14 protein-coding genes are annotated in these 22,094 nt (G+C 65.2%); 7 read left to right on the top strand and 7 right to left on the bottom strand.

Annotated features, from left to right (window positions below; genetic code table 11):
- The first annotated feature begins 100 nt into the window (after window positions 1-100).
- The 3 genes from ACREB4_RS09450 to ACREB4_RS09440 all read left to right on the top strand — a co-directional run bounded on the left by ACREB4_RS09450 (window position 101) and on the right by ACREB4_RS09440 (window position 1,175).
- Window positions 101-295 (top strand): hypothetical protein, encoded by a 195-nt coding sequence (locus tag ACREB4_RS09450; protein ID WP_431587962.1) that lies wholly within the window; start codon window positions 101-103, stop codon window positions 293-295.
- A gap of 119 nt (window positions 296-414) precedes the next feature.
- The gene (locus ACREB4_RS09445) at window positions 415-762 is read left to right on the top strand and encodes a hypothetical protein (protein ID WP_431587961.1); all 348 of its coding nucleotides are present in this window, start codon (window positions 415-417) and stop codon (window positions 760-762) included.
- Between the two features lie 140 nt (window positions 763-902).
- Window positions 903-1,175 (top strand): hypothetical protein, encoded by a 273-nt coding sequence (locus tag ACREB4_RS09440; RefSeq protein WP_431587960.1) that lies wholly within the window; start codon window positions 903-905, stop codon window positions 1,173-1,175.
- A gap of 42 nt (window positions 1,176-1,217) precedes the next feature.
- Here ACREB4_RS09440 and ACREB4_RS09435 read toward each other — a convergent pair whose 3' ends face one another.
- The gene (locus tag ACREB4_RS09435) at window positions 1,218-2,414 is read right to left on the bottom strand and encodes a class I SAM-dependent methyltransferase (RefSeq protein ID WP_431587959.1); all 1,197 of its coding nucleotides are present in this window, start codon (window positions 2,412-2,414) and stop codon (window positions 1,218-1,220) included.
- A gap of 458 nt (window positions 2,415-2,872) precedes the next feature.
- On the opposite strand from ACREB4_RS09435, the gene ACREB4_RS09430 reads away from it, so the two are divergent.
- On the top strand, window positions 2,873-4,384 hold the full coding sequence (locus ACREB4_RS09430) for an NAD(P)H-hydrate dehydratase (protein WP_431587958.1): 1,512 nt from the start codon (window positions 2,873-2,875) through the stop codon (window positions 4,382-4,384).
- An 11-nt stretch (window positions 4,385-4,395) separates the two neighbouring features.
- Here ACREB4_RS09430 and ACREB4_RS09425 read toward each other — a convergent pair whose 3' ends face one another.
- From ACREB4_RS09425 to ACREB4_RS09415, 3 genes are read right to left on the bottom strand one after another with little or no spacing between them, the layout of a single operon-like run.
- Window positions 4,396-6,162: a diguanylate cyclase domain-containing protein gene (locus ACREB4_RS09425; protein WP_431587957.1), complete on the bottom strand. Its 1,767-nt coding sequence runs from the start codon at window positions 6,160-6,162 to the stop codon at window positions 4,396-4,398.
- Between the two features lie 21 nt (window positions 6,163-6,183).
- Window positions 6,184-8,412, bottom strand: a complete 2,229-nt coding sequence (locus ACREB4_RS09420; protein ID WP_431587956.1) for a putative bifunctional diguanylate cyclase/phosphodiesterase — start codon at window positions 8,410-8,412, stop codon at window positions 6,184-6,186.
- Complete coding sequence (locus tag ACREB4_RS09415) at window positions 8,409-12,401, bottom strand: response regulator (RefSeq protein WP_431587955.1); 3,993 nt, start codon at window positions 12,399-12,401, stop codon at window positions 8,409-8,411. Before ACREB4_RS09415 ends, ACREB4_RS09420 begins: the two co-directional genes overlap by 4 nt.
- Before the next feature lie 396 nt (window positions 12,402-12,797).
- On the opposite strand from ACREB4_RS09415, the gene ACREB4_RS09410 reads away from it, so the two are divergent.
- Window positions 12,798-13,613, top strand: a complete 816-nt coding sequence (locus tag ACREB4_RS09410) for a sensor histidine kinase (RefSeq protein WP_431587954.1) — start codon at window positions 12,798-12,800, stop codon at window positions 13,611-13,613.
- A 15-nt stretch (window positions 13,614-13,628) separates the two neighbouring features.
- Here the strand turns inward: ACREB4_RS09410 and ACREB4_RS09405 are convergent, their stop codons facing one another.
- The 3 genes from ACREB4_RS09405 to apbC all read right to left on the bottom strand — a co-directional run bounded on the left by ACREB4_RS09405 (window position 13,629) and on the right by apbC (window position 18,174).
- Window positions 13,629-14,267 (bottom strand): response regulator, encoded by a 639-nt coding sequence (locus ACREB4_RS09405; RefSeq protein WP_431587953.1) that lies wholly within the window; start codon window positions 14,265-14,267, stop codon window positions 13,629-13,631.
- Window positions 14,268-14,392: 125 nt separating this feature from the next.
- The gene (locus tag ACREB4_RS09400) at window positions 14,393-17,023 is read right to left on the bottom strand and encodes a PAS domain-containing sensor histidine kinase (RefSeq protein WP_431587952.1); all 2,631 of its coding nucleotides are present in this window, start codon (window positions 17,021-17,023) and stop codon (window positions 14,393-14,395) included.
- Between the two features lie 26 nt (window positions 17,024-17,049).
- A complete protein-coding gene (gene apbC, locus ACREB4_RS09395; RefSeq protein ID WP_431587951.1) occupies window positions 17,050-18,174 on the bottom strand; it encodes an iron-sulfur cluster carrier protein ApbC in 1,125 nt (374 codons plus the stop codon).
- A 112-nt stretch (window positions 18,175-18,286) separates the two neighbouring features.
- On the opposite strand from apbC, the gene metG reads away from it, so the two are divergent.
- Both metG and ACREB4_RS09385 read left to right on the top strand, forming a co-directional pair.
- Entirely contained in the window at window positions 18,287-20,383 is a 2,097-nt protein-coding gene (gene metG / locus ACREB4_RS09390; RefSeq protein ID WP_431587950.1) for a methionine--tRNA ligase, read from the top strand.
- Window positions 20,383-22,089 carry a SulP family inorganic anion transporter gene (locus ACREB4_RS09385; protein ID WP_431587949.1) on the top strand — a complete coding sequence of 569 codons (1,707 nt, stop codon included), beginning with the start codon at window positions 20,383-20,385 and terminating at the stop codon, window positions 22,087-22,089. The genes metG and ACREB4_RS09385 overlap by 1 nt, the downstream gene beginning before the upstream one ends.
- Window positions 22,090-22,094: the final 5 nt, after the last annotated feature.

Genomic DNA, 22,094 nt, shown 5'->3' with positions numbered 1-22,094 from the left:
TCAAGCGGCGGTTATCAATTCCGTTTCTGTTGACAGAAGCCGCCACCTTCAGGCTAGACTGGCCACGAGCACTTCGCGACTGTTCGGAAGATGTACCAGCATGAGCAATGACGACGACCGTGATGCCTGGATTGACCGCTGTTCGATCGAGCTTCGGGCGTTCCGCCCCAGCTTGAGCCCCGACGAGGCCGAGCAATTGGCGGCCGACATCTGGTGTGACTCGTCCCACATGGTCCCGGAAGATGCCGCTGAACGGGAAGTCGCCAGTTGGCGAAGTCTCGGCATCCGCGACTGAGCGTTCCTCCCCCTTTCGGCCCCCCTAACTTCGCAGCCACTCACACTTTGTGGGGGTGCCAAGCCACCTGTCCCTGGCTACGATTCCTGCACTACCCAAGGCATGAGCAGGAGAGCGTGATGAGGCTGATCAATTCCAACCCCAGTGTGACGACAGGCATGTTTGCCTTCATGGACGGTCTGGGCCGCGCTTTTTTCAAACCCGGTGCGCCGTCGCCTGTGCCCCGTGATCCGGGTCCCTTCTACTGGAAGGTGATGTACATCGACGACAACGGTGTGCTGCAACGCTCCACCGTGCGGGTCATTGCCCTGCACCCCGACATGCGCCGCCTGACCGTGTGGTGCGATGCTCTGGGCCGCGAATCCACCCTGAAAATCAGCAAGATCGTGGAGGCGAGCGACTTGCAAAGCGGCCGCAAGGTGAATCTGCACCGCTGGATGGCCACCCAGCGCAGCCAGGCCGCGTGACCGCTTCACGTCCGGAAAACAACGACTTACCCCCTGATTTGAGGTGGTTTCCGCCCATCCACGCACTGTTACTAAGGGTTTACATCTATAACGGACCATATTCAGTTAGCATTGCTGCATTGCAACAAATGGGGTGAATCATGGCGCAACAAAGTCTGAATTACGACGACGGCCAAGTGCCCGTCACGGAATCCGAAGCCGACCGCAAGGCCTTGGGTTACGAGAAGCTCGGCGTCATCGCTGGCTTCCTGGTGGGTTTGCCCGTGGGTGTGGGCCTGGTCGAAACGCCCCTGGCGTCGGCTGGTGCACCTCAGTGGCTCGGCATCGTGGCCACCGTGGCCGTGGTGGCGGTTTGCACGGCGCTCGGTTTGAGGGGTGGCGCAGCACTTGCCAAGAAGGCCGCGCACGAATGAGCTTGACTGACAACATGGCCTGAGGGTCTTGCCCAGCGCCGGTCATGCCGCGTTCAGCAAGCCCTCAGCCTTCAGCAGGCTTTCCAGGCAGTGGTCCTGGATTTGGTAGAAGTTTTTGATGTCCTGAATCTGCGTCAGCGTTTCAACCGCCTTGTCCGGCGCGTCCGAAGCCCGCTTGATCGCCAGGATCATCTTGTTCTTGTTGGTGTGCTCCAACGAGATGAATTCAAAGACCTGGGTGTCGTAGCCACAGGCTTCCAGCAACATGGCCCGCAGGCCATCCGTCAACATTTCCGCTTCCTGACCCAGGTGCACGCCGTGCTGCAAGATGGGCCGCAATGGATGTGGGCTGAGCAATTGCGGCCGAATCTGCTTGTGGCAGCACGGTGAGCACATGATGATGTCGGCCCCGGTTCGGATGCCCATGTGGATGGCGTAATCGGTGGCGATGTCGCAGGCGTGCAGCGCGATCATCACATTGACCGTGCCTGCCTGGTAGTTGCGCACATCACCGTGGTCGAAGCGCAGGCCGGCCAGGCCCAGCTTGGTGGCGGCGGTGTTGCCCAGTTCCACCATGTCCTGCTTGAGGTCGACGCCAGTGACCTGCGCGTTCAGGCCCAGGCTGCTCTGCAGGTAGTCGTGGATGGCGAAGGTCAGGTAGCCCTTGCCCGAACCGAAGTCCACCACATGGATGTCCGGGCTGCTGGCCAGTTGGGATGTGCTCAGGGCCCGGCCGAACACCTCGATGAACTTGTTGATCTGCTTCCATTTGCGCGACATGGCCGGGATCAGCGCCTGCTTGGCATCGGTCACGCCCAGGGCGGTCAGGAAGGGACGGTCCAGGGCCAGCAGGCGTTCTTTCTGGCGGTTGTGTTCCTGGCTGGCGGGTTCCTGATGCTCGGCCTTGCCGAAACGCAGGGTGGCTTTGCCCTTCTTGCTGAAGGCCAGCTGGATGTCTTCCGTCGGAGTCAACAAATGGGCATTCCGGAAGTCCTGTCCCACCATGCTTTGCAGCACGCTCACGCCCTCAGCCGCCGGCAGGTTCTTGATGATGTCCCTGGTTTTGTGGCGGTGCACGAAGGACAGGCATGCCTGTCCCTTGATGGTGACGGGGCGCACGAGCACGCGCACCAGGTCATCGACCGGCCCCACGTGGTTGCCCAGCACGATCTTGACGAGGGTGTTCTGGTTCAGATGCGTTTGCAGCAGGCTGAAAAACTGATCAAGCGGGGAGGTCATGCAAGGCGCTTTCGGGGACAACTGGGCAAAGCAGGGATTGTCGAGGGCATTGGGCCCAAAAGCAAAAGCCCGGCCGTTGAAAAACGCCGGGCTCTTGGGTCGATGACCGCGATCGGGTCGTCTTACCGGCCGGGGTGGGTCCTGGCCAATCCTGTCCCCCAGATGATCAGGGGAGCCGCCTCACCGACGGCGTGATGCTGGCAGATCCACCCTGCCAGCTTGCGACTTGCGCAAGCACTGCACCCATTCAAGCCACCGTTACCCGGTGTGCCCCGCAGGTTGATGGAGATCCCATCGTCGACCCGCCACTGCAGTGTGGACCAAAACAAGCCTCATGTGCAAGGGGGGCAAGCCGGGCGCGCGCATGTTTGCGCCAAGGGTGTGAAAAGCTGCGCGGGTTATCGTGCCAAGTAACTGGATGTAAGGCAGACTCAGCGCATCGACTGACAAGGATGAGCATGGAACGTACGGCGCTGCTGACGGTGGCCGAGATGACGCGGGCAGACCAGGTGACGATGGAGAGCGGTACGCCTGGCCATGTCTTGATGGACCGCGCTGGTCGGGCTGTCGCCGAGGCCATCATGGCCCGTTGGACCGCGCGACCAGTGGTGGTGCTGTGCGGGCCTGGCAACAATGGCGGTGATGGCCTGGTGACCGCGCGGTGCCTGACCGAGGAAGGGTGGCCGGTGCGCGTGGCCTTGCTGGCCGACTTGTCCGCCTTCCAAGGGGATGCTGCGCTTCAGGCCAGGCATTGGGACGCAGCCTCTTGCGTGCCGGTTCATCCCGACGCGCTGATGGGGGCGGGCCTGGTGGTCGATGCCCTGTTCGGCGCGGGGCTGAGCCGCCCCTTGAGCGAGGTGGCTGCGCGGACTTTGCACGCCGTGCACGTGGCCGGATTGCCCTTGGTGGCCGTGGACGTGCCCAGCGGCGTCTTTGGCGACACGGGCATCGACACAGGGGCCGCCAAAGCGCTGCTCACGGTGACCTTCTTTCGGAAGAAGCCGGCCCATGTGCTGATGCCGGGGCGGGCCTTGTGCGGCGAGGTGGTGGTGGCCGACATCGGGCTCCGGGCAGACCTGGGCGAGTTTATCCAAGCCGAGGCGTTCGAAAACACCCCTGAGCATTGGCGTGCTGATTGGCCGTCATCGGCGGTCGACCAGCACAAGTACCAGCGTGGGCATGCCTTGGTTTACGGTGGTGGCGTGATGACGGGCGCATCCCGCCTGTCGGCACGTGCGGCGGCCCGTGTGGGCGCGGGCTTGACCACCGTGGCCGTGCCCGAGTCCGCTTGGGCGGTGTACGCTGCGGCCTTGAGCAGCATCATGGTTCGGCCGCTGGCCGGCCAAGACGCGGTGGCCTTGTCGGCCAGCATGCGCGAAACCTTGCACGACGCGCGCATCAGCGCCGTGTTGGTCGGGCCGGGCGCGGCGGGCGGATTGGCCAGGGGTGTGCGTTCTCTGGTGGAGGTGGCCCTGGGCAGTGGCCGTCCCGTGGTGCTGGACGCCGATGCCTTGACCGCCTTCGAGGGTGACCCCGAGGCCTTGTTCACCGCCATCAAGGCGGTGCGTCGCCCGGTGGTGCTGACGCCCCATGAGGGCGAGTTCTCGCGCCTGTTCCCCACCGCCAGGGCCCTGCCATCCCCCGACAAGTTGAGCCGTGCCCGGTGGGCGGCTCGGCACAGTGGGGCGGTCGTGGTGCTCAAGGGGGCGGACACGGTGATTGCTTCGCCGGAAGGGCTCGCCTTGGTCAACACCAACGCCCCTCCGACCTTGGCGACGGCGGGGGCGGGCGATGTGCTGGCTGGGGTGATCACGGGCCTGCTGGCGCAAGGCATGGACGCGTTGAAGGCGGCGTCCGCCGCCGTGTGGTTGCATGGCGAAGCGGCTCAGGCCTTCGGCCCGGGCTTGATCGCGGACGATCTGCCGGACCTGTTGCCAGGCGCGCTGCGGCAGTTGCTGCGCACCAAGTGAGCGTTACTTAGTCAACCCACGCAGGTTCGGTTCTTGCCGGTCTGTTTGGCTTCGTAGAGGGCCACGTCGGCGCGGTCCAGGGCCGCTTCGATGGCCTCGTCGGCGCGGTATTGCGTGACACCGGCCGAGAAGGTGATGAACACCTTCTTCTCGTCCTGGGTGAAGAACTCGGCGCTCAAAGTGCGTTGGAGGCGGGTCAGCACTTGCTGGGCTTCGTCCACGGGCGTGTCGGGCAGCAGCACCACGAACTCTTCGCCGCCATAGCGCGCCAGGGAATCGCTGGGGCGCAGGCATTCGCCTACGCGGCGCGACAGGAACTGCAGGGCCAGGTCGCCGGTGTGGTGCCCCAGGGTGTCATTGAGCTTCTTGAAGTTGTCGACGTCGAGCAGACCGATGGCCAGCACGCCACCGCTGCGTTGCAGGCGCGCACGTTCAACCTCGAAGGCCTTGGCCATGCCGCGCCGGTTGGCGATCTGCGTGAGCGGGTCGGTCGAGACTTCGTCGGACAGCTTGCGGATCTCGTCTTCCAGTGAGCGCACGCGGTCGGTCAGTTCGGTGGCGCGTTCGTGCTCGGCCTGCATGCGGGTCTGCGCCTGGTTGACCAGTCCATGGACGGCTCGGCTCTCTTCGACCATGTCACGCACGACGCCAGCCAGGCTTTCCAGCGAATCGGCCTGGCCGATGGTCTCGGCGTAGCGGCCCAGGCTTTGCTGGAAGCGGTCGGTGGTGCTGCCCAAGGCGGCGATTTCCTCCAGCATCTGGTGGATGAACTGCTTGAGCGATTGGCGCGCCGAATCGCGCTCCAGCTTGAGCTGTTTCTGGCGCTGGCGGGTGCTGGCCAGCAGATCCTGCATGTGCTTGACGCCGCGGCTGTTCAAGCCTTCTTCCAGCTGGAACTGCATGGCCTGGCACTGGCCCTGCACCCAGGAATCGTCCTCGGCCAGTTCGACCAGGCTGTCAGTCAAGGTGTGGCAGAGCTCGTTGAGTTGTTCGACCAGGTGGTAGCGGTGCTCGATGATGCGCCGAGCCTGGTCGCAAGCCTGGGTGATCTGTTGATGAGCGGCATCCAAGGCGGCGGGTGGCAAGCCGGGCTGGCGCCCTTGGTCGAGCGCCTGCTGCAGCTCGGTTCGGGCCTCCAGGGCTTGGCTCAGGCTGTCGGGCAAGGCGGTGGACAGGGTGCCTTGGAGCTGGCTCACGGCGTGGTCGGCCAGTGGCGGCCAACCGTGGTTTGGCGTGGCGGCCGGGCCGATGGTGGCCAGGGTCTCGTTCGATGCCAATGGCGTGGCCGCAGGAGCGCTTGTCCGGACCGGGCTGGGCTGGTCGGCCTCCGGTTTGGCGGTGTCGGGGGCATCGACCACTTCGAGCAGGCTGTCGTCGAGGGTGTCGCTGTCCCAGCCGCTCACCAATTGGCTCAGGCGCTGGTGCAGCCGGTTGGCGGAGTTCTTGCTGCCTTCCAGCACGCGCTGCAGGCTGTCTTTCTTGCGGCCGGAGGTCCACTGGCGGCCACCGCGCTCCGCGCCGCGCACGATGCGGCCGATCAACTGCGACCAGCGCTCGCCGTCGGCCGAGGGCGACAAGGCGGCTTCGCCGGTGGTTGCCGCGGCTTCAAGCGGTGCCGATGCGGGGCTGCTGCTCACGCCCGATTCGGCCTCATAGGCCTTGCGGAAATTCTCTGGCGTGGGTTCCAGCCTTTGCTCGGCCAGGTGGCGCAGCGCGGCTTTGGCCAGTTGCGCGGGGGTCTGCTGCGCCGTGGCGCCACTGCCCGATGAACTGCCCATGATCGATCCTTCGCTGACTGACTAGATTGGTGTGCTGACGATCGCCGATCCGCCGATGTCGCCGCTGAGCAGCGCCACGCGGGGCAGGCTTTGATCCGTCGTGGTGCTGGCCAGCCAGGTTTCGACATCCGCCGCCGGCATGGGCCGGGCAAACAGATAGCCTTGGCAGATGTGGCAGCCCAAGTTGTAAAGCACTTCCATCTGCGAGACTTCTTCGACGCCTTCCGCGATCACCTTCAGGCCCAAGGCACGGGCCAGCGCAATGATGGCCGAGACCACGGCCGAGCTTTGTGGCGTGGTGCCCAGGTCGTGCACGAACGAACGGTCGATCTTGAGTTCGCTGATCGGCAGCGTGGTCAGGTAGGCCAAGGACGAATAACCGGTGCCGAAGTCGTCGATCGAGATCTCGATGCCCATCTGGTTCAGGCGGTGCAGCGAGGGCACGACGCCTTGGAGGTCTTTCATCAAACCGGTTTCGGTGATCTCGAGTTCGAGGAAATGCGGCGGCACGCCTTCCTGCGTCAGGATGGCCTGGATCTTGTCGACCAGGTCGGGTAGCTCGAACAGGCGGCTGGGCAGGTTGACGGCGATGGACGCGTCGAAACCGAATTGCTTTTGCCAGATCTTGGCCTGGCGCGCGGCCTGGGTGATGGCCCACAGGCTCATCACGTTGATCAGGCCGGTGGCTTCCGCCAAGGGGATGAATTCAATCGGCGGGATGATCTTGCCGTCGCGCATCCAGCGCATCAGCGCTTCGGCGCCCACCATCTTGCTGGTGCGGACGTCGATCTTGGGCTGGTAGTACAACACCAGCTCGTCGCGCTCCAGCGCCTTGTGCAGGGCGGTGTCCAGGTCCAGGCGCACGCGGCCCTTGCTGGCCAGGTGCGGGTCATAGACCAGGGCCGTGTTGCGACCCTGGCTCTTGGCCAGGTCCATGGCCACGTCGGCATTGCGCAGCAGGTCGGCCACGGTCAGGCCATGCGAGGGGAACAGGGCGATGCCGATGCTGGCGGTGATGAAGCATTCCTGGCCGGCGGCCATCATGGGGTCACGCAAGGCCTGCAGGATGCGGTTGGCCGTGTCCAGAGCCTCGGCCACGTTGGCGATCTCGGGCAGCAGCACCACGAATTCATCGGCGCCCAGGCGACCCACGGCTTCCAGCGTGCGGTGCCCGCGCATGCCGGTGATGTCCATGTTGCCTTCCATGACCTGCTCGGAATGCTTCACGCACGAGCGCAGGCGCCGCGAGACCTCGATCAGGAGTTCGTCGCCAGCATGGTGGCCCAGGTTCTCGTTGATGATCTTGAAGCGGTCGACGCCGATCTGCAGGATGGCCACGCAGTGGTTCAGACGCTTGGCATGCTCGATGGCGCGTTCGCTGCGCCAGAAAATCTGGCGGCGGTTGGGCAGGCCGGTGAGCGTGTCGAAGTTGGCCAGGTGCTTGATCTTGTCTTCGGCCACGCGGCGGTCGGTCACGTCCTGGACGATGCCGGTGTAGCCGATCAGCGCGGCGACTTCGTTGAATTCGGGCTCGGCTTCGATGTGCAGGATGCGCTGCCGGCCGTCGTGCAGGTTGACCTGGATGTCGTTGCACAGCACGGTGCCATGGTCGAGCACCTCGCGCAGGATGCGCTGGAAACCCTGGCGTTCTTCATCCGGGATCATGCGCAGGATGCGCTTGAGGCCCAGGCGGTCGCGGCCCCCCAGGCCGAACACGCGCATGCCCTCCATCGAAAAGACCAGGTCGGTGGCGCCCTGGCGCCAGTCGAAGCTGCCCATGCGGGCCAGGTCTTGGGCGCGGGCCAACGTGGCCTTGCTGCGTTCCAGTTCGTGGCGGGTGCGTGATGCGCGCAGCAGGTAGCGCAATCGCCCGGCCAGCAGGCTCCATTGCGTGCATTTGACGAAAAAGTCGGTGGCGCCGACTTCGTAGGCGCGGGTGATGGATGCTTCGTCGTCCAGGCCGGTCAGCATCAGCACGGGCACGGATTCGTAGCCGGGCAGGTGGCGCAGTTCCTGGCAGGTTGAAAACCCATCCAGGCCGGGCATGACGGCGTCGAGCACGACCACGTCGGGCAACCATTCACTGATGATCTGCAGGGCCTGTTCGCCGGAGCTGGCCTCCGTGATCGAGAAACCGCGCTCGCGCAGGGCGATGGACGTCAACAGCAGGTTGACTTCGTCGTCATCCACCAGCAGCACCTTGGGCTGCTCTTGCGACTCATCGGTTCCCACGGGGGCGAGCAGGTTCACGGCTGGGCCTCCATCAAGAGGCGCAAGCTGGCCGTCACCCGTTCCACCTCGGGCCGTATGGCATTGATGCGAGTAGTCAGATCTTCACCTGTTGGACGCCTGATCATGGATTCGATTTCGGCACACATCTGTGACAACTTGAGCGCGCCAATGCTTGCAGACGATGACTTGAGAGTGTGCGCCACATGTGCAATCCCTGCATGATCGCCGACTTTGATGGCATCTTCGAGTTGCGGCAGCATCCGCCCGACAGAATTTTCAAAAGCTTTTGACACTCGCTCGATCAATTTGTTCTCGCCCTTGGGGTCCAGGTCCTGCAAACGCTGCAGGGCCTGCCGGTCCAGCACGTCCGACCAGCCCGCGCTTTGCGATTCGTCCGTGACGCCGTGTGGGATTTCCCCGGGCATGTCCTTGGGTTTTTCCCGTGACTCGTCATCCAGCGGCGTGGGCACGGTGATGGGGGCGTCGGGCAGGTCATCGGGATCGATGTGGGTGTGCTCGACCAGCATCTTGTGCAACTGGCTCTGGCGGAAAGGCTTGGACAGGTAGTCGTCGAATCCCAGGCCCAGGAAGCGTTCTTCGTCGCCTTCCAGGGCGTTGGCTGTGACGGCGATCACGGGCGTGTCCGACGGTGTGATGAACGAGAAACGGTTATTGGAGCCTCGGCGGAACCAGCCCAGGGCCTCGACCCCGTCCATGCCAGGCATCTGGATGTCCATCAGGATCAGGTCGAAGCGCTGTTCACCCAGGCGGCGCAGGCCTTCCAGGGCGGAGCTGGCCACGCGCACCTCGCAACCCAGGCGCTTGAGCATCTGCGAGCAAACTTCCTGGTTGACGGTGTTGTCCTCGATGACCAGCACGGCCTTGTTGATCCGGCGGGCTTCCTGGGCCACGTCACCGCGCTCGGCCGAGATCCCGAGGATGGCCTGGCGCAATTCGGCTTTGCGCAGGGGCTTGGCCACGAAGCGCTGGAAGCCCACGTCCTGGGCGCGTCGCACGTCGTCGGGCGAAGACACGGAGGACAGCAGGATCATCTTCAGGGCCGGGTAGCGGCCGCTGGTGCGGACGGCTTCGGCCAGGCCCATGCCGTCCAGGTTGGGCATGTTCATGTCGACCAGGGCCAGGTCGAAGGGGGCGTCCTGCGTGGGATGGGCCATGAGCACGTTCAGGGCTTCGCGACCGTCGATGGCTTGCACCACGTGCATGCCCCAGGCGGTCAGCATGTTCTCGATCACGGTGCGGTTGGTGTCGTTGTCGTCGACCACCAGCACGTTGAAAGAGGGCATGTCGGGCTCTTCCAGCATGGCCATGTCGGCCTGGGTGGTGCCGATGCACACGGGCACGCGGAACAGGAATTCGGAGCCCACGCCGGGTGCGCTGTGCACCTCGATCTGGCCACCCATCAGTTCGACCAGTTGCTTGGAAATCGCCAGGCCCAGGCCCGTGCCGCCGTAGCGTCGCGCCATGCCGCCGTTGGCCTGCACGAAGGCGCTGAACAGGCGGGGCACCACCTCGGACGGGATGCCGATGCCGGTGTCGCGCACCATGAATTCGAGCTGCATGGTCTCCAGGCTGCCAGGCTTGGGCAGTTCGACCGAGCCGCCGATGGCGCGCCGGATGTCGACCACGATCTCGCCGTGTTCGGTGAACTTGATGGCGTTGGCCACCAGGTTGGTCAGGATCTGGCGCAGGCGCAGTGGATCGCCATGGATGACCGAGGGCAGGCCGGGCTGTTCGCGGAAGCTGAGTTCCAGGCCTTTTTCGTGGGCGCGGGGCGCCATCAATTCCAGCGTGTCTTCGACCAAGGTGCGCAGCACGAAGTCGCAGGTGGCCAGTTCAAGGCGGCCGGCCTCGATCTTGGCGAAGTCCAGGATGTCGTTGATGATTTCCAGCAGGCTTTCGCCGGAGCGGTAAACGGCCTGGGCGAAACGGCGTTGCTTGTCGTTCAGCGGGGTGCCCAGCAGCAGCTCGGTCATGCCCAGGATGCCATTCATGGGCGTGCGGATTTCGTGGCTCATGTTGGCCATGAACTGGCTCTTGGCCTGGCTGGCGGCCTCGGCCATGTCGCGGGCGCGTTGCAACTCCAGCGCCTGCCCGTGCTCGTCGGTCACGTCGGAGACCAGGCCATAGATGCGCGATTGCCCATCGGGCAGTCGGCGGGCGCGGGTGCGGTGGCGCAACCAGCGCAGGCCTTTCTCGGGGTGTTGCAGGCGCAGCAGGGCGTCGGTGGGCTGGTCCTGCTTCTCCAGCACTTCCTGGGCGGTGAGCAGGTGCTGGTCTTCAGGCACCACCAGCGATGTCAGGCGATCCGGGTGGGCCTGGACGTCCTCGGCCGAGACGCCCCACAGATCCTGCGTGCGGTGGCTGAGGTAGAGGTAACCGGCACGGTGTTCGCTCGCCACGTAGACGCAATCGTCCATCGATTCGACCAACTCGCGGAAACGGCGCTCAGACTCTTCTAAGTCGGCCTGGGCTTGGCGCGAGGCGGTGATGTCGCGCACCAGTGAAATCAGCAAGCGAGGGCGCCCATTGCTGTGCCGCAATGCGAAATGCCGCGCATTGACGATGCGCTGCTGCGAGGCGTTCTGCCACTGGAAATCGTGCTCGATGGTCTGGCCAGTTTCCAGCGCCTGCTGCATGGGCCCTTCGGTCAATTGCAGCACCGATTCGCCCAGCGCCTGCGTGATGGACTTGCCGACCACCTGGTCACGCTGCAGCTTGAACTCGATCTCGGTGTAGCGGTTGATGGCCACCACGTTGAGGTTGACCGGGTCGAGCACGAAGAGGCTGACGGGCAGGTTGCCCAGCAGCGCCTCCAGGAACTCGCGCTCCTGCTCGCGCACGTGCTCTTGGGCCTTGCGCTTGGTGATGTCGTTGAACAGGCAGACGTACTGGCTGCGGCCACCGGTCTCGTCCAGCATCTGGATGGCGTCGATCTCGCCCCAGTAGCGGGTGATGAGCTGCCCGCCCTGGCGCGCTGCTTCGTAAGACAGGCGGAAAGGCACGCCTCGGGCCAGGTGATCTTCCAGTTCGCGCACGGTGGTGGGCGCGCTGACTTCTTGTTCGAGCAGATCGCCCAGCTTGCGGCCCAGCACCTTGTCCTCCGGCCAGCCGGTCAGGGCGACGAAGGCGCTGTTGATCCATTCGATGGTGCCGTGGCGGTCGGTGATGGCGACGCCGCTGCTGATGCGCGAGGCGACCAGGGCCAGCCGGCCCAGGTGTTCGGCGCTGGTGGCCATGTGGGCCAGGTTGGCGTCGCGCTGGGCCACGAAACCCAGCTGGATGGCGGCGATGTCGAGCACGTGCGACAGCTCGACACAGTCCTGTTGGGGGTCGTCGAACTCCAGCAAGGCCAGCGGCCAGCCTTCGACCGAGACGGGCACCGCCAGCACCTTGCGGGTGTGGGGCGAACGCCAGGGGCACGAGGACAAGGGCGACAACTCGTCTTTACCTTGGGCGGAACTGGGCCGCAGCGTGCTCAGTGCGTGGCCCAGCGGGCGTTCGTCGCGGTGGGTGGTGGCGATGGCCGTGATGTCGATGATGTCGCCGGCTTCGCCATCGGCGTTGACCCAGGGGCGCAGCAGGGCCGATTCGCCATTCCAGCCATCCACCCGCAGGCAGACCCAGGCCCGAGAGCCCATGTGCAGGTGCAAGGCCTGGCCGACGCGCTGCAGCGCCTGGGCCAGGGAATTGGCGCCGTGGGCGGCTTCGACGATGTTCTGGCTCAGGGCCAGCCAACGTTGCGTTTCTCCGTTGTCTTGAGGCGACACTTGCGCGGCCAATTCCGCGTCCGAAGCCGCTTCGGGCGGGCGTGTCGTGCCCGGCTGGTCGGCGGCGGGCTCCTGACGCTGGCGTGCCAGATAGCCGATGCCGGCGGAGGCCCACCCAGCCATGGCCAGTCCGAGCCCGCTCCAGCCCCAGCCCAAGGTCGCCACGGTCGTCATGACCAGGGCGCCCAGGGTGAGCATGAATGTCCAGGTTAAGCGCATGATTTCCTTGTCCGGGGATATCGCGTGATGATCCTTGGGTAAGTCAGCCCCTTTGCCTGGAGACCGCCGGGGGCATACTGTGTCTAATCGTTAACTAATCACGGACTTTACAGGCACAGTGAAATGGTCAACCAGCAGAAGAAACCCCTTGCGGTCCTTCTTACAATCATTTGAATGCCGGGTAAACATTCTTTGTTGAGTCTTTTTTCGCACCGTCAGCGGCCTTCGACCTTATTGGGATGGGGCGCGGCGGGGCTGGTGGCGCTCGTCGCCATGGTGGCCCTGAACGCACCGGCATGGGCGCACAGCCTGTTCTTGTTGTTGTGGTGCGTGGTTTGGGCGACGGTCCTGGCATGGTTACCTCCCGTGGAAGCAGGGATCACGCCAGATACAGCCTTGATTCCACCGCTGGAGGACGCGGCAACGCCCCCTCAGTCCGCCCCCGCGCTCGAGCCCGAAGAGGCCTGCACCCCCGCCATGAGCGAGGCCGATCAGGAGGTGCTGCGTTATGCCTTGTCGCACGATCTGCGTGCGCCTCTTCGGGTGGTCGATGGTTTCACGCGCATCCTCAAGGAAGACTACGGCAAGGTGCTGGACCGCGTCGGCAACGACCACCTGGACCGGGTGCTGGCCGCCTCGGCACGCATGAACGGCATGATCGACGCCATCCTGGCGCAGGCTCAACTGGCGCGCGAGCCCGTGGCCCGCCAGCCGGTCGACCTCAGCGGCTTGGCCAAGGACGTCGTGCAAGATTTGTCCGACCTGGACCGCGATGAGGGGCTGGTGACGGGTCAGGCCAGCCGCCGCGCCGAATTTCGCGTGGCCGATGGCATGGTGGCCGAGGCGGACCCCACGCTGGTGCGGCGCGTGCTGGACAACCTGGTGGGCAACGCCCTGAAGTACAGCGCCAAGGTCGAGCATCCCTGCATCGAAGTCGGCGTGATGCCGGCCACCAACCCGGCGGTGTTCTACGTGAAGGACAACGGCGCGGGCTTCGACATGCACCATGCCGACAAGCTGTTCGGTCTGTTCCAGCGCCTGCACAGCGCCAAGGAATTCCCAGGCACGGGGGTCGGGCTGGCGGGGGTGAAGAACATCATCTCGCGCCACGAGGGCCGGGTGTGGGCCGAAGCGCAGCCCGGGCAGGGCGCCTGCTTCTATTTCACGCTGATCAGCGCGGCCCAGGCTCAAGCCCAGGGGCGCCAAGCCTGATTTTGGGCGGCTCGGTCAGGCCAATGGGCCGAGACCGGAGAGCACTTCCTGGGCGTCCAGCAGGCGTTCGCACCAGGCTTCGATGCTGCGGCCCTCTTGCTGGGCCTGTTTGCGCAGCCGTTCCAGGGCCTGGACCCGGCCCAGCGAATGGCGGTGCATCACGATGCCGACCGCCAAGGCCACGGTGTGCGCCAAAGGGTCGGCGCTGGACGCGGCGGCCGAAGTCTTGGCCTGGGTGGTGGTCTGCGTGGCCTGGGCTTCCGCGTCGGCGGCGGACTTGCGCCGGATGGCGAAGGCCGACTCGACCGCCGGCACGATCTGCTGAATGTCGAGGGGCTTGACCAGGTAGTTCACGGCGCCCAGTTCCTTGACCTGGGCCACGGTGGCCTCGTCGGCGAAGGCGGACAGGAACATGAAGGGGATCTGGCAGTACTCGCGCAGGTAGGCGGCGACGTCGAAACCGGTCTTGCCTTCCATGCGGATGTCCAGCAGCGCCAGTTCGGGTTTGTGTTCGTGGGCCAGCAGGATGGCATCGTCGCCGTTGTCGGCATCGATGACCTCGTAGCCGGCTTGCGACAGGCCGTGGGTGAGCGTGGCCAGCACCAGCCGATCGTCGTCCACCACCAGAATTTTGCCTTTGTGATTCACGTACATCCTCGTTGGGCCCGGAAGCCCTGGAACGCTACGGAGACCTGGTCTCAGATCACGTCAAGACTGCTTCACCATATTGTCGACCGTCCATCGTCGCTTATTTTTCTATTTTGCACGGCATTGAGCTTTCATTGTGGCCAAAGTGCAATCTGCTGACCAGCCGGAGCACCCAGAACGTGGGGGGTGGGCACCAAACTGATGCCGGGCGGTGTCAGCTCGATCCGGGTCACGACCTGTTCGTTTTCCTGGCTCATGGTGAGTTTGGAGCTGCGGCGGGGCAGCAAAGCGCGCACCAGACCCAGCCCCGACACGCCACCGGGCACGCGGTTCAGGCTGAAGCCGTCGGGCAGCACGCCGGTGTTGCGGATCTCGATGCCGACCTCGTGTTCGCCGCAGATCATGGCGCAGGTCAGCGCCTCGCTGTGCTGGCCGTGCTTGTGGGCGTTGGTGAGCAGTTCGTTCAGGCTGAGCGCGATGGGGATGGATTCGGCCTCGGGCAGCTGCCATTCGGAGGCGTTGCAGCCTTCGACCACCAGGGTGATGGTGCGGCCGAAGGTTCGCTGAACCGACTGCGCAATGGCTTCGACGACGTTTTTCAGGCGCAGTGGGCCACCCGCGCCCACCTGCAAACCGTAGACCTGGGCAATGGCCTGCACCTGGCCGACCACTTCGGAGATGGCCGACGCGACCTCGGGCTTTCGGGCGGCGATCTGCTGCAGCAGGCCGGCCACGCCTTGCAGGTTGTTCTTGATGCGGTGGTGCACTTCCTTGACCAGCATCTCGCGCTGGGCAATGGCGGCTTCCAACCGGGCCTGCTCGGCGGCCCGTTGTTCGCTGACATCGGAGGCCACCAGCAGCAGTTGGTCGGCCGTCTGGCCGTCGTGCGACAGGGGCAGATAGCTCACGTCCCAGGTCTGCACGGCGGAGCCTTGTTCGAACTTGTACTCGCGCTGCAAGGGCTTGGCCGAATCCAGGGCCCGGAGCATGTCGGCGCGCAGCTGGCGGCCCCGGTCGGTGCCGTGGATCTGCTCGGGCGTGAGCCCTTGGGCCTTGCTGGGCTCGATGTTCATGAAGGCGGAAGCGGCCTGGTTGGCCTGGATGACGGTCAGGGTCTTGGCATCGCACAGGGTGATGGTCATGGGGGCCATCTCGATGATGCGCTGCAAGGTGGCCTGGGCCTCGACCGTGAGGGCTTCGGCTTCGCGGCGCCGGTCGATGTCCATCAGGGCGTAGGTGATCTGGCGTTCGTTGAACTCGCCCAGGGTGACCACGGCGTTGCCCACCACCCAGAACACGCGGCCATCTCGGCCCATGACCTGGCATTCGAAGGTGTGCGACTGGCCGTCGAGCAGGTCGTCGAGGTAGCCGGTCTGGCGGAAGGGGTGGTCGATGTCGGGCGTGGCGACGGTGCTGAGCGGGTGGCCCAGGAAGTCGGGCAGGTCGCCGCCGAACATGCGCCGGGCCGAGCGGTTCATCCAGGCGATGCCGCCCGAATCAAGCGTGACGATGCCGACGAAGACGGAGTCGAGGATGGCGCGGGTGCGGTCGGCCTGCAGGGTGAGGTTCTGCTCGGCGCGGTGGCGGTCGTCGACGTTGACGAAGGAGGCGATGAAGCCTTCGTCAGGCTGGTCGGGGTTGACCAGGCGCAGGTTGACTTCGGCCCACAAAGGCGTGCCGCGGGGATGCCGCAAGGCCCGTTCGCCTTGCCAGTGGCCTTGCTGGCTCAACTGGACCATGACCTGGTCATCGGTGCGGGCCAGGGTGCTGGTGTCGACGTCGGCGGTGTAGAGGCTGGCCAGCGACCGGCCGGGCAAGGTCTGGTCCTCCAGGCCGAGCAGGTTGGCCAGCGCGGGGTTGGCGCTTTGCACCAGGCCATCGCGCACGAAAGCGATGCCCACGCCCGACAGGCTGAACATCAGGTCGCGGTCGCGGCCCAGGGCTTCAAGCTCGGCCTGCTGGGAGCGGATGCGGGTGATGTCGGACAGCACCGCGATGACTTCGAGCGTGTCAGTGCGCGGGCCGATGCGGCGCACCGAGAGGGCGTACCAGCGCGTGGGGTAGCCGGGCGCGACGATCTCCAGTTCGCTTTCGAACTGCCCGGTGTTCTGCAATTCGATGGTGGACTGGGTGACCACGCGGCGGATGCGGGGATCGCCGTCAAGCAAGGCGTTGAGGTGCTGGCCGGGCAGGGTGCCGGGCGTCAGGCCAAGCATGCGTTCGAAGCGGCGGTTGCAGCGCACGAGGATGTCGGCACGCAGGTAGGCGATGCCGGCGGGGCTGCTTTCCAGGATGGTGCGGAGTTCGTGCAGCAGTTGGTCCTGGTCGAACTCGAGCAGGCCGGTGGGCTCGCCGCTGGTGTTGGCAAAGTCGGGGGGCCTGGGTGTCTGCACCACGAAAGCCATGGGGTTGGTGTCGTGCACCACGCACAGGAAGCGTTCGGGCTGGCCCGCCACCGTCGGGTGGGCGTGGACCTCGCCGCGCAGGTAGCGCTGGTTGGGCGTGCCCTGGTGGATGCAGGCCAGCTGGGTCAGGGGCGGCGCGCCGGGCGACAGGCCGATCAGTGCCAGCGGGGCGTCCCAGCCAGTGAGGCGTTGCAGCGCTTCGCCCTGCTGTCCCAGCAAGGCCCCAGGTGCGAGCGTCTTGCCCCAAAGGGTGTTGAACGCCGCGTTGCTGCGCAGCAGGTGGCCCTGCTCGTCGAACTCGACCAGGGCCTGGGGCACCAGGTCGAACCAGACATCGGCGGCGGCGCGTGGGGTCATGGCGGGCGGTGCGGTGCAGTGGGGCTTCAGGCGCCGGGCTTGGGCACGACGGTCACACCGGGCAGCTTGCCCGAATAGTCCTTGGGCAACTTGGACAGGCCGGCGGCCAGGCGTTGGGCCATCTGCTTGTACAGATCGGCGAGCTTGCCATGCGGTTCGGCCGCGACGGTGGGGTTGCCGCTGTCGGCCTGCTGGCGGATGCTCAAATCCAGTGGCATGGAGCCCAGCACCGGCACGCCGGTTTCCTCGGCCAGCCGCTTGCCGCCGTCTTCGCCAAAGATGTGGGCTTCGTGGCCGCAGTTGGGGCAGTGGTAGGTGGCCATGTTCTCGACCACGCCGAGCACGGGCACGCCCACCTTCTCGAACATGCGCAGGCCCTTGCGGGCGTCCAGCAGGGCGATGTCCTGCGGGGTGGTGACGACCACGGCGGCGGTCAGCGGGGCGCGCTGGCACAGGGTCAGGTGGATGTCGCCGGTGCCGGGGGGCATGTCGACGATCAGGTAATCCAAAGGCGCATCGGGCGCGCCCCAGCGGGTCTGGCGCAGCAGTTGTTCGACGGCCTGGGTGGCCATGGGGCCTCGCCAGATGGTGGGTGCTTTTTCGTCGATCAGCAGGCCGATCGACATCATTTGCAGGCCATGGTTGCGCAGGGGCTCGATGCTCTTGCCATCGGGGCTGTCGGGGCGTTCGCTCAGGCCCATCATCAAAGGCTGGCTGGGGCCGTAGATGTCGGCGTCGAGCATGCCCACGCTGGCGCCTTCGGCGGCCAGGGCCAGGGCCAGGTTGATGGCGGTGGTGCTCTTGCCTACACCGCCTTTGCCCGAGGCGACGCCGATCAGGTTCTTGACACCGGGCAAAGGCGCTTGACCACGCGGGGCGGCGTGGGTCTGGACCTTGGTGGACCAGTTCACCTCGGCGGAGGTGATGCCAGGGACGCCATCCAGCGCTTGCAGCACCAGGGCGGTGTATTGCGGCCAGCGCGACTGGGCGGGGTAGCCCAGGGCGATGTCGATCGTGGCCTTGCCCTGGTCCACGGTCAGGGATTTGAGCTGCTTGCCGCTGACCCAATCCTGCCCGGTCAGGGGGTCGATGACGGCGCCGAGGGCGGTGCGTGCGGCGGTTTCCGTGGCGGAGGGGGCGGGTAGGGTCATGCTGTCGGGACGGTGGACAAATCGGTGCGGGGAAAAGGGGCGAGGAAAACTAATCCAGGCAGTCAGTCTAGCGCGGCCTAAAATCCAGGACTTTCCCCAAGCCCTTGTCGCCATGTCACGTCAGCTCTTTGTCACGACAGCCCTGCCTTATGCCAACGGCCACTTCCACGTGGGCCACATCATGGAATACATCCAGGCCGACATCTGGGTGCGCTTCCAACGCCAGCAGGGCCACCGCGTCCACTTCGTGGGGGCCGATGACGCCCATGGCGCCCCCATCATGATCGCGGCCGAAAAAGCTGGCAAGACGCCGCAACAGTTTGTGGCCGACATCGCCGCGGGCCGCAAGCCCTACCTGGATGGCTTCAGCATCGCCTTCGACCACTGGTCGTCGACCGACAGCCCGGAAAACCATGCACTGGCCAAAGAGATCTACGTGAGCCTGCGAGAGGCCGGCCTGATCAGCGTGCGCCCGGTCGAGCAGTTCTTCGACCCCGAAAAGAGCATGTTCCTGCCCGACCGCTTCATCAAGGGCGAGTGCCCCAAATGTGGCGCCAAGGACCAGTACGGCGATTCGTGCGAGGTGTGCGGCGCGGTCTACGCGCCCACCGACCTGAAGAACCCCTATTCGGCCCTGAGTGGCGCGACGCCGGTGCGCAAGACCAGCGACCACTACTTCTTCAAGTTGTCGGACCCGCGCTGCGTGGAATTCCTGGAGGGCTGGACGCAGGACGGCAAGCTGCAGTCCGAAGTCGGCAACAAGATCCGCGAGTGGTTCACCAAGGACGAGAACGGTGAAGGCGGCATGAGCGACTGGGACATCAGCCGTGACGCGCCGTACTTCGGCATCGAAATCCCCGATGCGCCGGGCAAGTATTTCTACGTGTGGCTGGACGCGCCCATCGGCTACCTGGCTTCGCTCAAGAGCTACTTCACCAGCGGCGGCCCCAAGGCCAAGTACGGCGAGACGCGCAGCTTCGACGAGTTCATGGCCGATCCGGCCGTCGAGCAGGTGCACTTCATCGGCAAGGACATCACCTATTTCCACACCCTTTTCTGGCCCGCGATGCTGAAGTTCAGCGGCCGCAAGCTGCCCTCGCAGGTCAATGTGCATGGTTTCATGACCATCAACAACGGCGACAAGATGAGCAAGAGCCGCGGCACTGGCCTCGACCCGCTCAAGTACCTGAGCCTGGGCATGAACCCCGAATGGCTGCGCTACTACATCGCCGCCAAGCTCAACAGCAAGGTCGAAGACCTGGACTTCAACCCCGAGGACTTCGTGGCGCGCGTCAACAGCGACCTGGTGGGCAAGTACGTCAACATCGCCAGCCGCTGCTCGACCTTCATCCACAAGTACTTCGAGGGCAAGCTGGCGCACCTGGATGCGCCCGACGAAGGCAAGCTGCAGGAGATGATTCCGCTGCAGGCCGTGACCAGCCGCGAAGCCACGATCGCCGAATCGCTGGACAAACGCGAATTCGGCAAGGCGCTGCGCGACATCATGGCCGCCGCCGACGAGATCAACCAGTACTTCGACACCGCCAAGCCCTGGGAACTGGCCAAGGACACCGCGCAGCAAACGCCCAACAGCGCGCTGCACGAGGTGCTGTCGGCCTGCATCGAAGGCTTCAAGTACCTCACGCTGTTCCTCAGTCCCATCCTGCCCGTCGTGAGCGGCCGGGCCTTCCGCTTTTTGGGCTTCGACCAGCCTCTGACCTGGGCCGAGCGCGCCACGCCCGTCACCGCCATCCGCCAGTACGAACACCTGATGACCCGCGTCGATCCAAAGATGCTGGAGGCGCTGTTCGAGCCGCCCTCACCGCCTGTGGCCGAGACACCCAAGCCCGGCGGCGAGGCCATCGCCCCCACCATCACCATCGACGATTTCGCCAAGGTCGATTTGCGCATCGCCAAGATCGTGAACGCCGAGCACGTCGAAGGCTCCGACAAGCTGCTGCGCCTGACCCTGGACGTGGGCGAAGGCCGCACGCGCAATGTGTTCAGCGGCATCAAGTCGGCCTACAAGCCGGAAGATCTGGTCGGCAAGCTGACCGTGATGGTGGCCAACCTGGCGCCGCGCAAGATGAAGTTCGGCGTCAGCGAAGGCATGGTGCTGGCCGGCTCGCACTTTGACGAAAAGACCAACCCCGGCATCTATGTGCTGGAGCCTTTCCCTGGTGCCCAGCCCGGCATGCGGGTGCGCTGATGTCAATGCGCGGCGGGTTCAAGCGCTTGGGGCTGAACCTGGCGCCGTTCCGGCCGCGCCTGCTCGATGACCTGAAGGGCTACCACCGGGGCCGTTTCCTGACCGACCTGGGCGCGGGGCTCACGGTGGGCATCGTGGCCTTGCCCTTGGCCATGGCTTTCGCGATCGCGTCGGGCGTCAAGCCTGAGGCTGGTTTGTTCACGGCCATCATCGCGGGTTTTTTGATCTCGGCGCTGGGCGGTTCCAGCGTGCAGATCGGTGGGCCGGCGGGCGCCTTCATCGTGATCGTGTACGGCATCGTCGAGCATTACGGCGTGGCCAATCTGCTGATCTCCACGGTACTGGCGGGCATGCTGCTGTTCGCAATGGGCCTTTTCAAGCTGGGCGTGCTGGTGCGCTACATCCCGGTCAGCATCGTCATCGGTTTCACCAATGGCATCGCGGTGCTGATCGCGCTGTCTCAGTTCAAGGACTTGCTGGGTTTGAACCCGGCGCACATGCCGGCCGATTTCGTGGGCCAGATCCGGACCCTCACCGCGCATGCCCACCAGTTCAACCCCTTTGCCTTCGGCCTGGGGGTGCTGAGCCTGGTCAGCCTGTGGGCCTGGCCGCGCCTGTTTTCGCCCGGCAGCTTGCCGCTGCCCAAGGCCTTGGTGGGGGCGCGTTCTTTTCGCATGGCCGCGCGCATGCCCGCACCGATGGTGGTGCTGCTGGGCCTGACCACGTTGACGGCCTTGCTGGACTTGCCTGTGGCGACCATTGGTTCCAAGTTCGGGGGCATCCCGCAGGCCCTGCCGCACTTCGCCTGGCCCCACTTCAGCTGGGAGGGCGTGCGCAACCTGTTCATCCCCACCATCACCATCGCGTTGCTGGGCGCGATCGAGTCGCTGCTGTGCGCCCGCGTGGCCGACAACCTGACCGAACTGCCGCGCCACGAGCCCAACCAGGAACTGATGGCGCAAGGCGTGGCCAACATGGTGGCGCCTTTCTTTGGCGGCATCCCTGCCACGGGCACCATCGCGCGCACGGTGACCAATGTGCGGGCGGGTGCCACCAGCCCGGTGGCGGGCATGGTGCACGCGCTGGCCTTGTTGTTGATCGTGCTGGTGGCCGCGCCGCTGGCGGTGCACGTGCCCTTGCCGGTGCTGGCCGGCATCCTGCTGTTCGTGGCCTGGAACATGGGCGAATGGCGTGAGTTCGGCAAGCTGGCGCACTTCAACTACACCTACCGCACCATCCTGGTCGGCACCTTTTTGCTGACCGTGGTTTTCGACCTGACCGTGGCGGTCGAGGTGGGGCTGGTGCTGGCCTGCGTGTTCTTCATCTACCGCATGAGCACGTTGTTCCGCATCGAGCCCTTGTCGGTGGCCGATCCGCAGGTGGCGGTGTTCCGCCTGTTCGGCGTGCTGTTTTTCGGCGCGGTGGGCAAGGTCGAAGACCTGGCGGATCAGTTGCCCGCGGGCACCCGTGTGGTGGTGCTGGAGGCGCACCGCCTGATCTCGGTCGACACCTCGGGCCTGGAAGCGCTGCTGCAGTTGCGCCGCGCCCTGGCGCGCAAGGATGTGCAATTGGTGCTGTGCGAGGTCAACGAGCAGCCGCTGGGCTTGATCCGACGCACTCACCACCAGGACACCCTGGGCGAGGCCAATGTGCTCAAGGACCTGCCGACGGCCTTGCTGCGCGCGAGGCAGTTGCTGCAGCAGTAGCCCGG

The sequence above is a fragment of the Aquabacterium sp. genome (assembly GCF_050725395.1).
Lineage (GTDB): Bacteria > Pseudomonadota > Gammaproteobacteria > Burkholderiales > Burkholderiaceae_C > Aquabacterium.
This window is presented reverse-complemented; position numbering and strand designations above follow the sequence as displayed.

Bases quoted from the DNA above. Each gene is read 5' to 3' on its own strand.
- ACREB4_RS09450 (WP_431587962.1), top strand. From the start codon at position 101: ATGAGCAATGACGACGACCGTGATGCCTGGATTGACCGCTGTTCGATC.
- ACREB4_RS09445 (WP_431587961.1), top strand. From the start codon at position 415: ATGAGGCTGATCAATTCCAACCCCAGTGTGACGACAGGCATGTTTGCC.
- ACREB4_RS09440 (WP_431587960.1), top strand. From the start codon at position 903: ATGGCGCAACAAAGTCTGAATTACGACGACGGCCAAGTGCCCGTCACG.
- ACREB4_RS09435 (WP_431587959.1), bottom strand. From the start codon at position 2,414: ATGACCTCCCCGCTTGATCAGTTTTTCAGCCTGCTGCAAACGCATCTG.
- ACREB4_RS09430 (WP_431587958.1), top strand. From the start codon at position 2,873: ATGGAACGTACGGCGCTGCTGACGGTGGCCGAGATGACGCGGGCAGAC.
- ACREB4_RS09425 (WP_431587957.1), bottom strand. From the start codon at position 6,162: ATGGGCAGTTCATCGGGCAGTGGCGCCACGGCGCAGCAGACCCCCGCG.
- ACREB4_RS09415 (WP_431587955.1), bottom strand. From the start codon at position 12,401: ATGCGCTTAACCTGGACATTCATGCTCACCCTGGGCGCCCTGGTCATG.
- ACREB4_RS09405 (WP_431587953.1), bottom strand. From the start codon at position 14,267: ATGTACGTGAATCACAAAGGCAAAATTCTGGTGGTGGACGACGATCGG.
- ACREB4_RS09400 (WP_431587952.1), bottom strand. From the start codon at position 17,023: ATGACCCCACGCGCCGCCGCCGATGTCTGGTTCGACCTGGTGCCCCAG.
- apbC (WP_431587951.1), bottom strand. From the start codon at position 18,174: ATGACCCTACCCGCCCCCTCCGCCACGGAAACCGCCGCACGCACCGCC.
- metG (WP_431587950.1), top strand. From the start codon at position 18,287: ATGTCACGTCAGCTCTTTGTCACGACAGCCCTGCCTTATGCCAACGGC.
- ACREB4_RS09385 (WP_431587949.1), top strand. From the start codon at position 20,383: ATGTCAATGCGCGGCGGGTTCAAGCGCTTGGGGCTGAACCTGGCGCCG.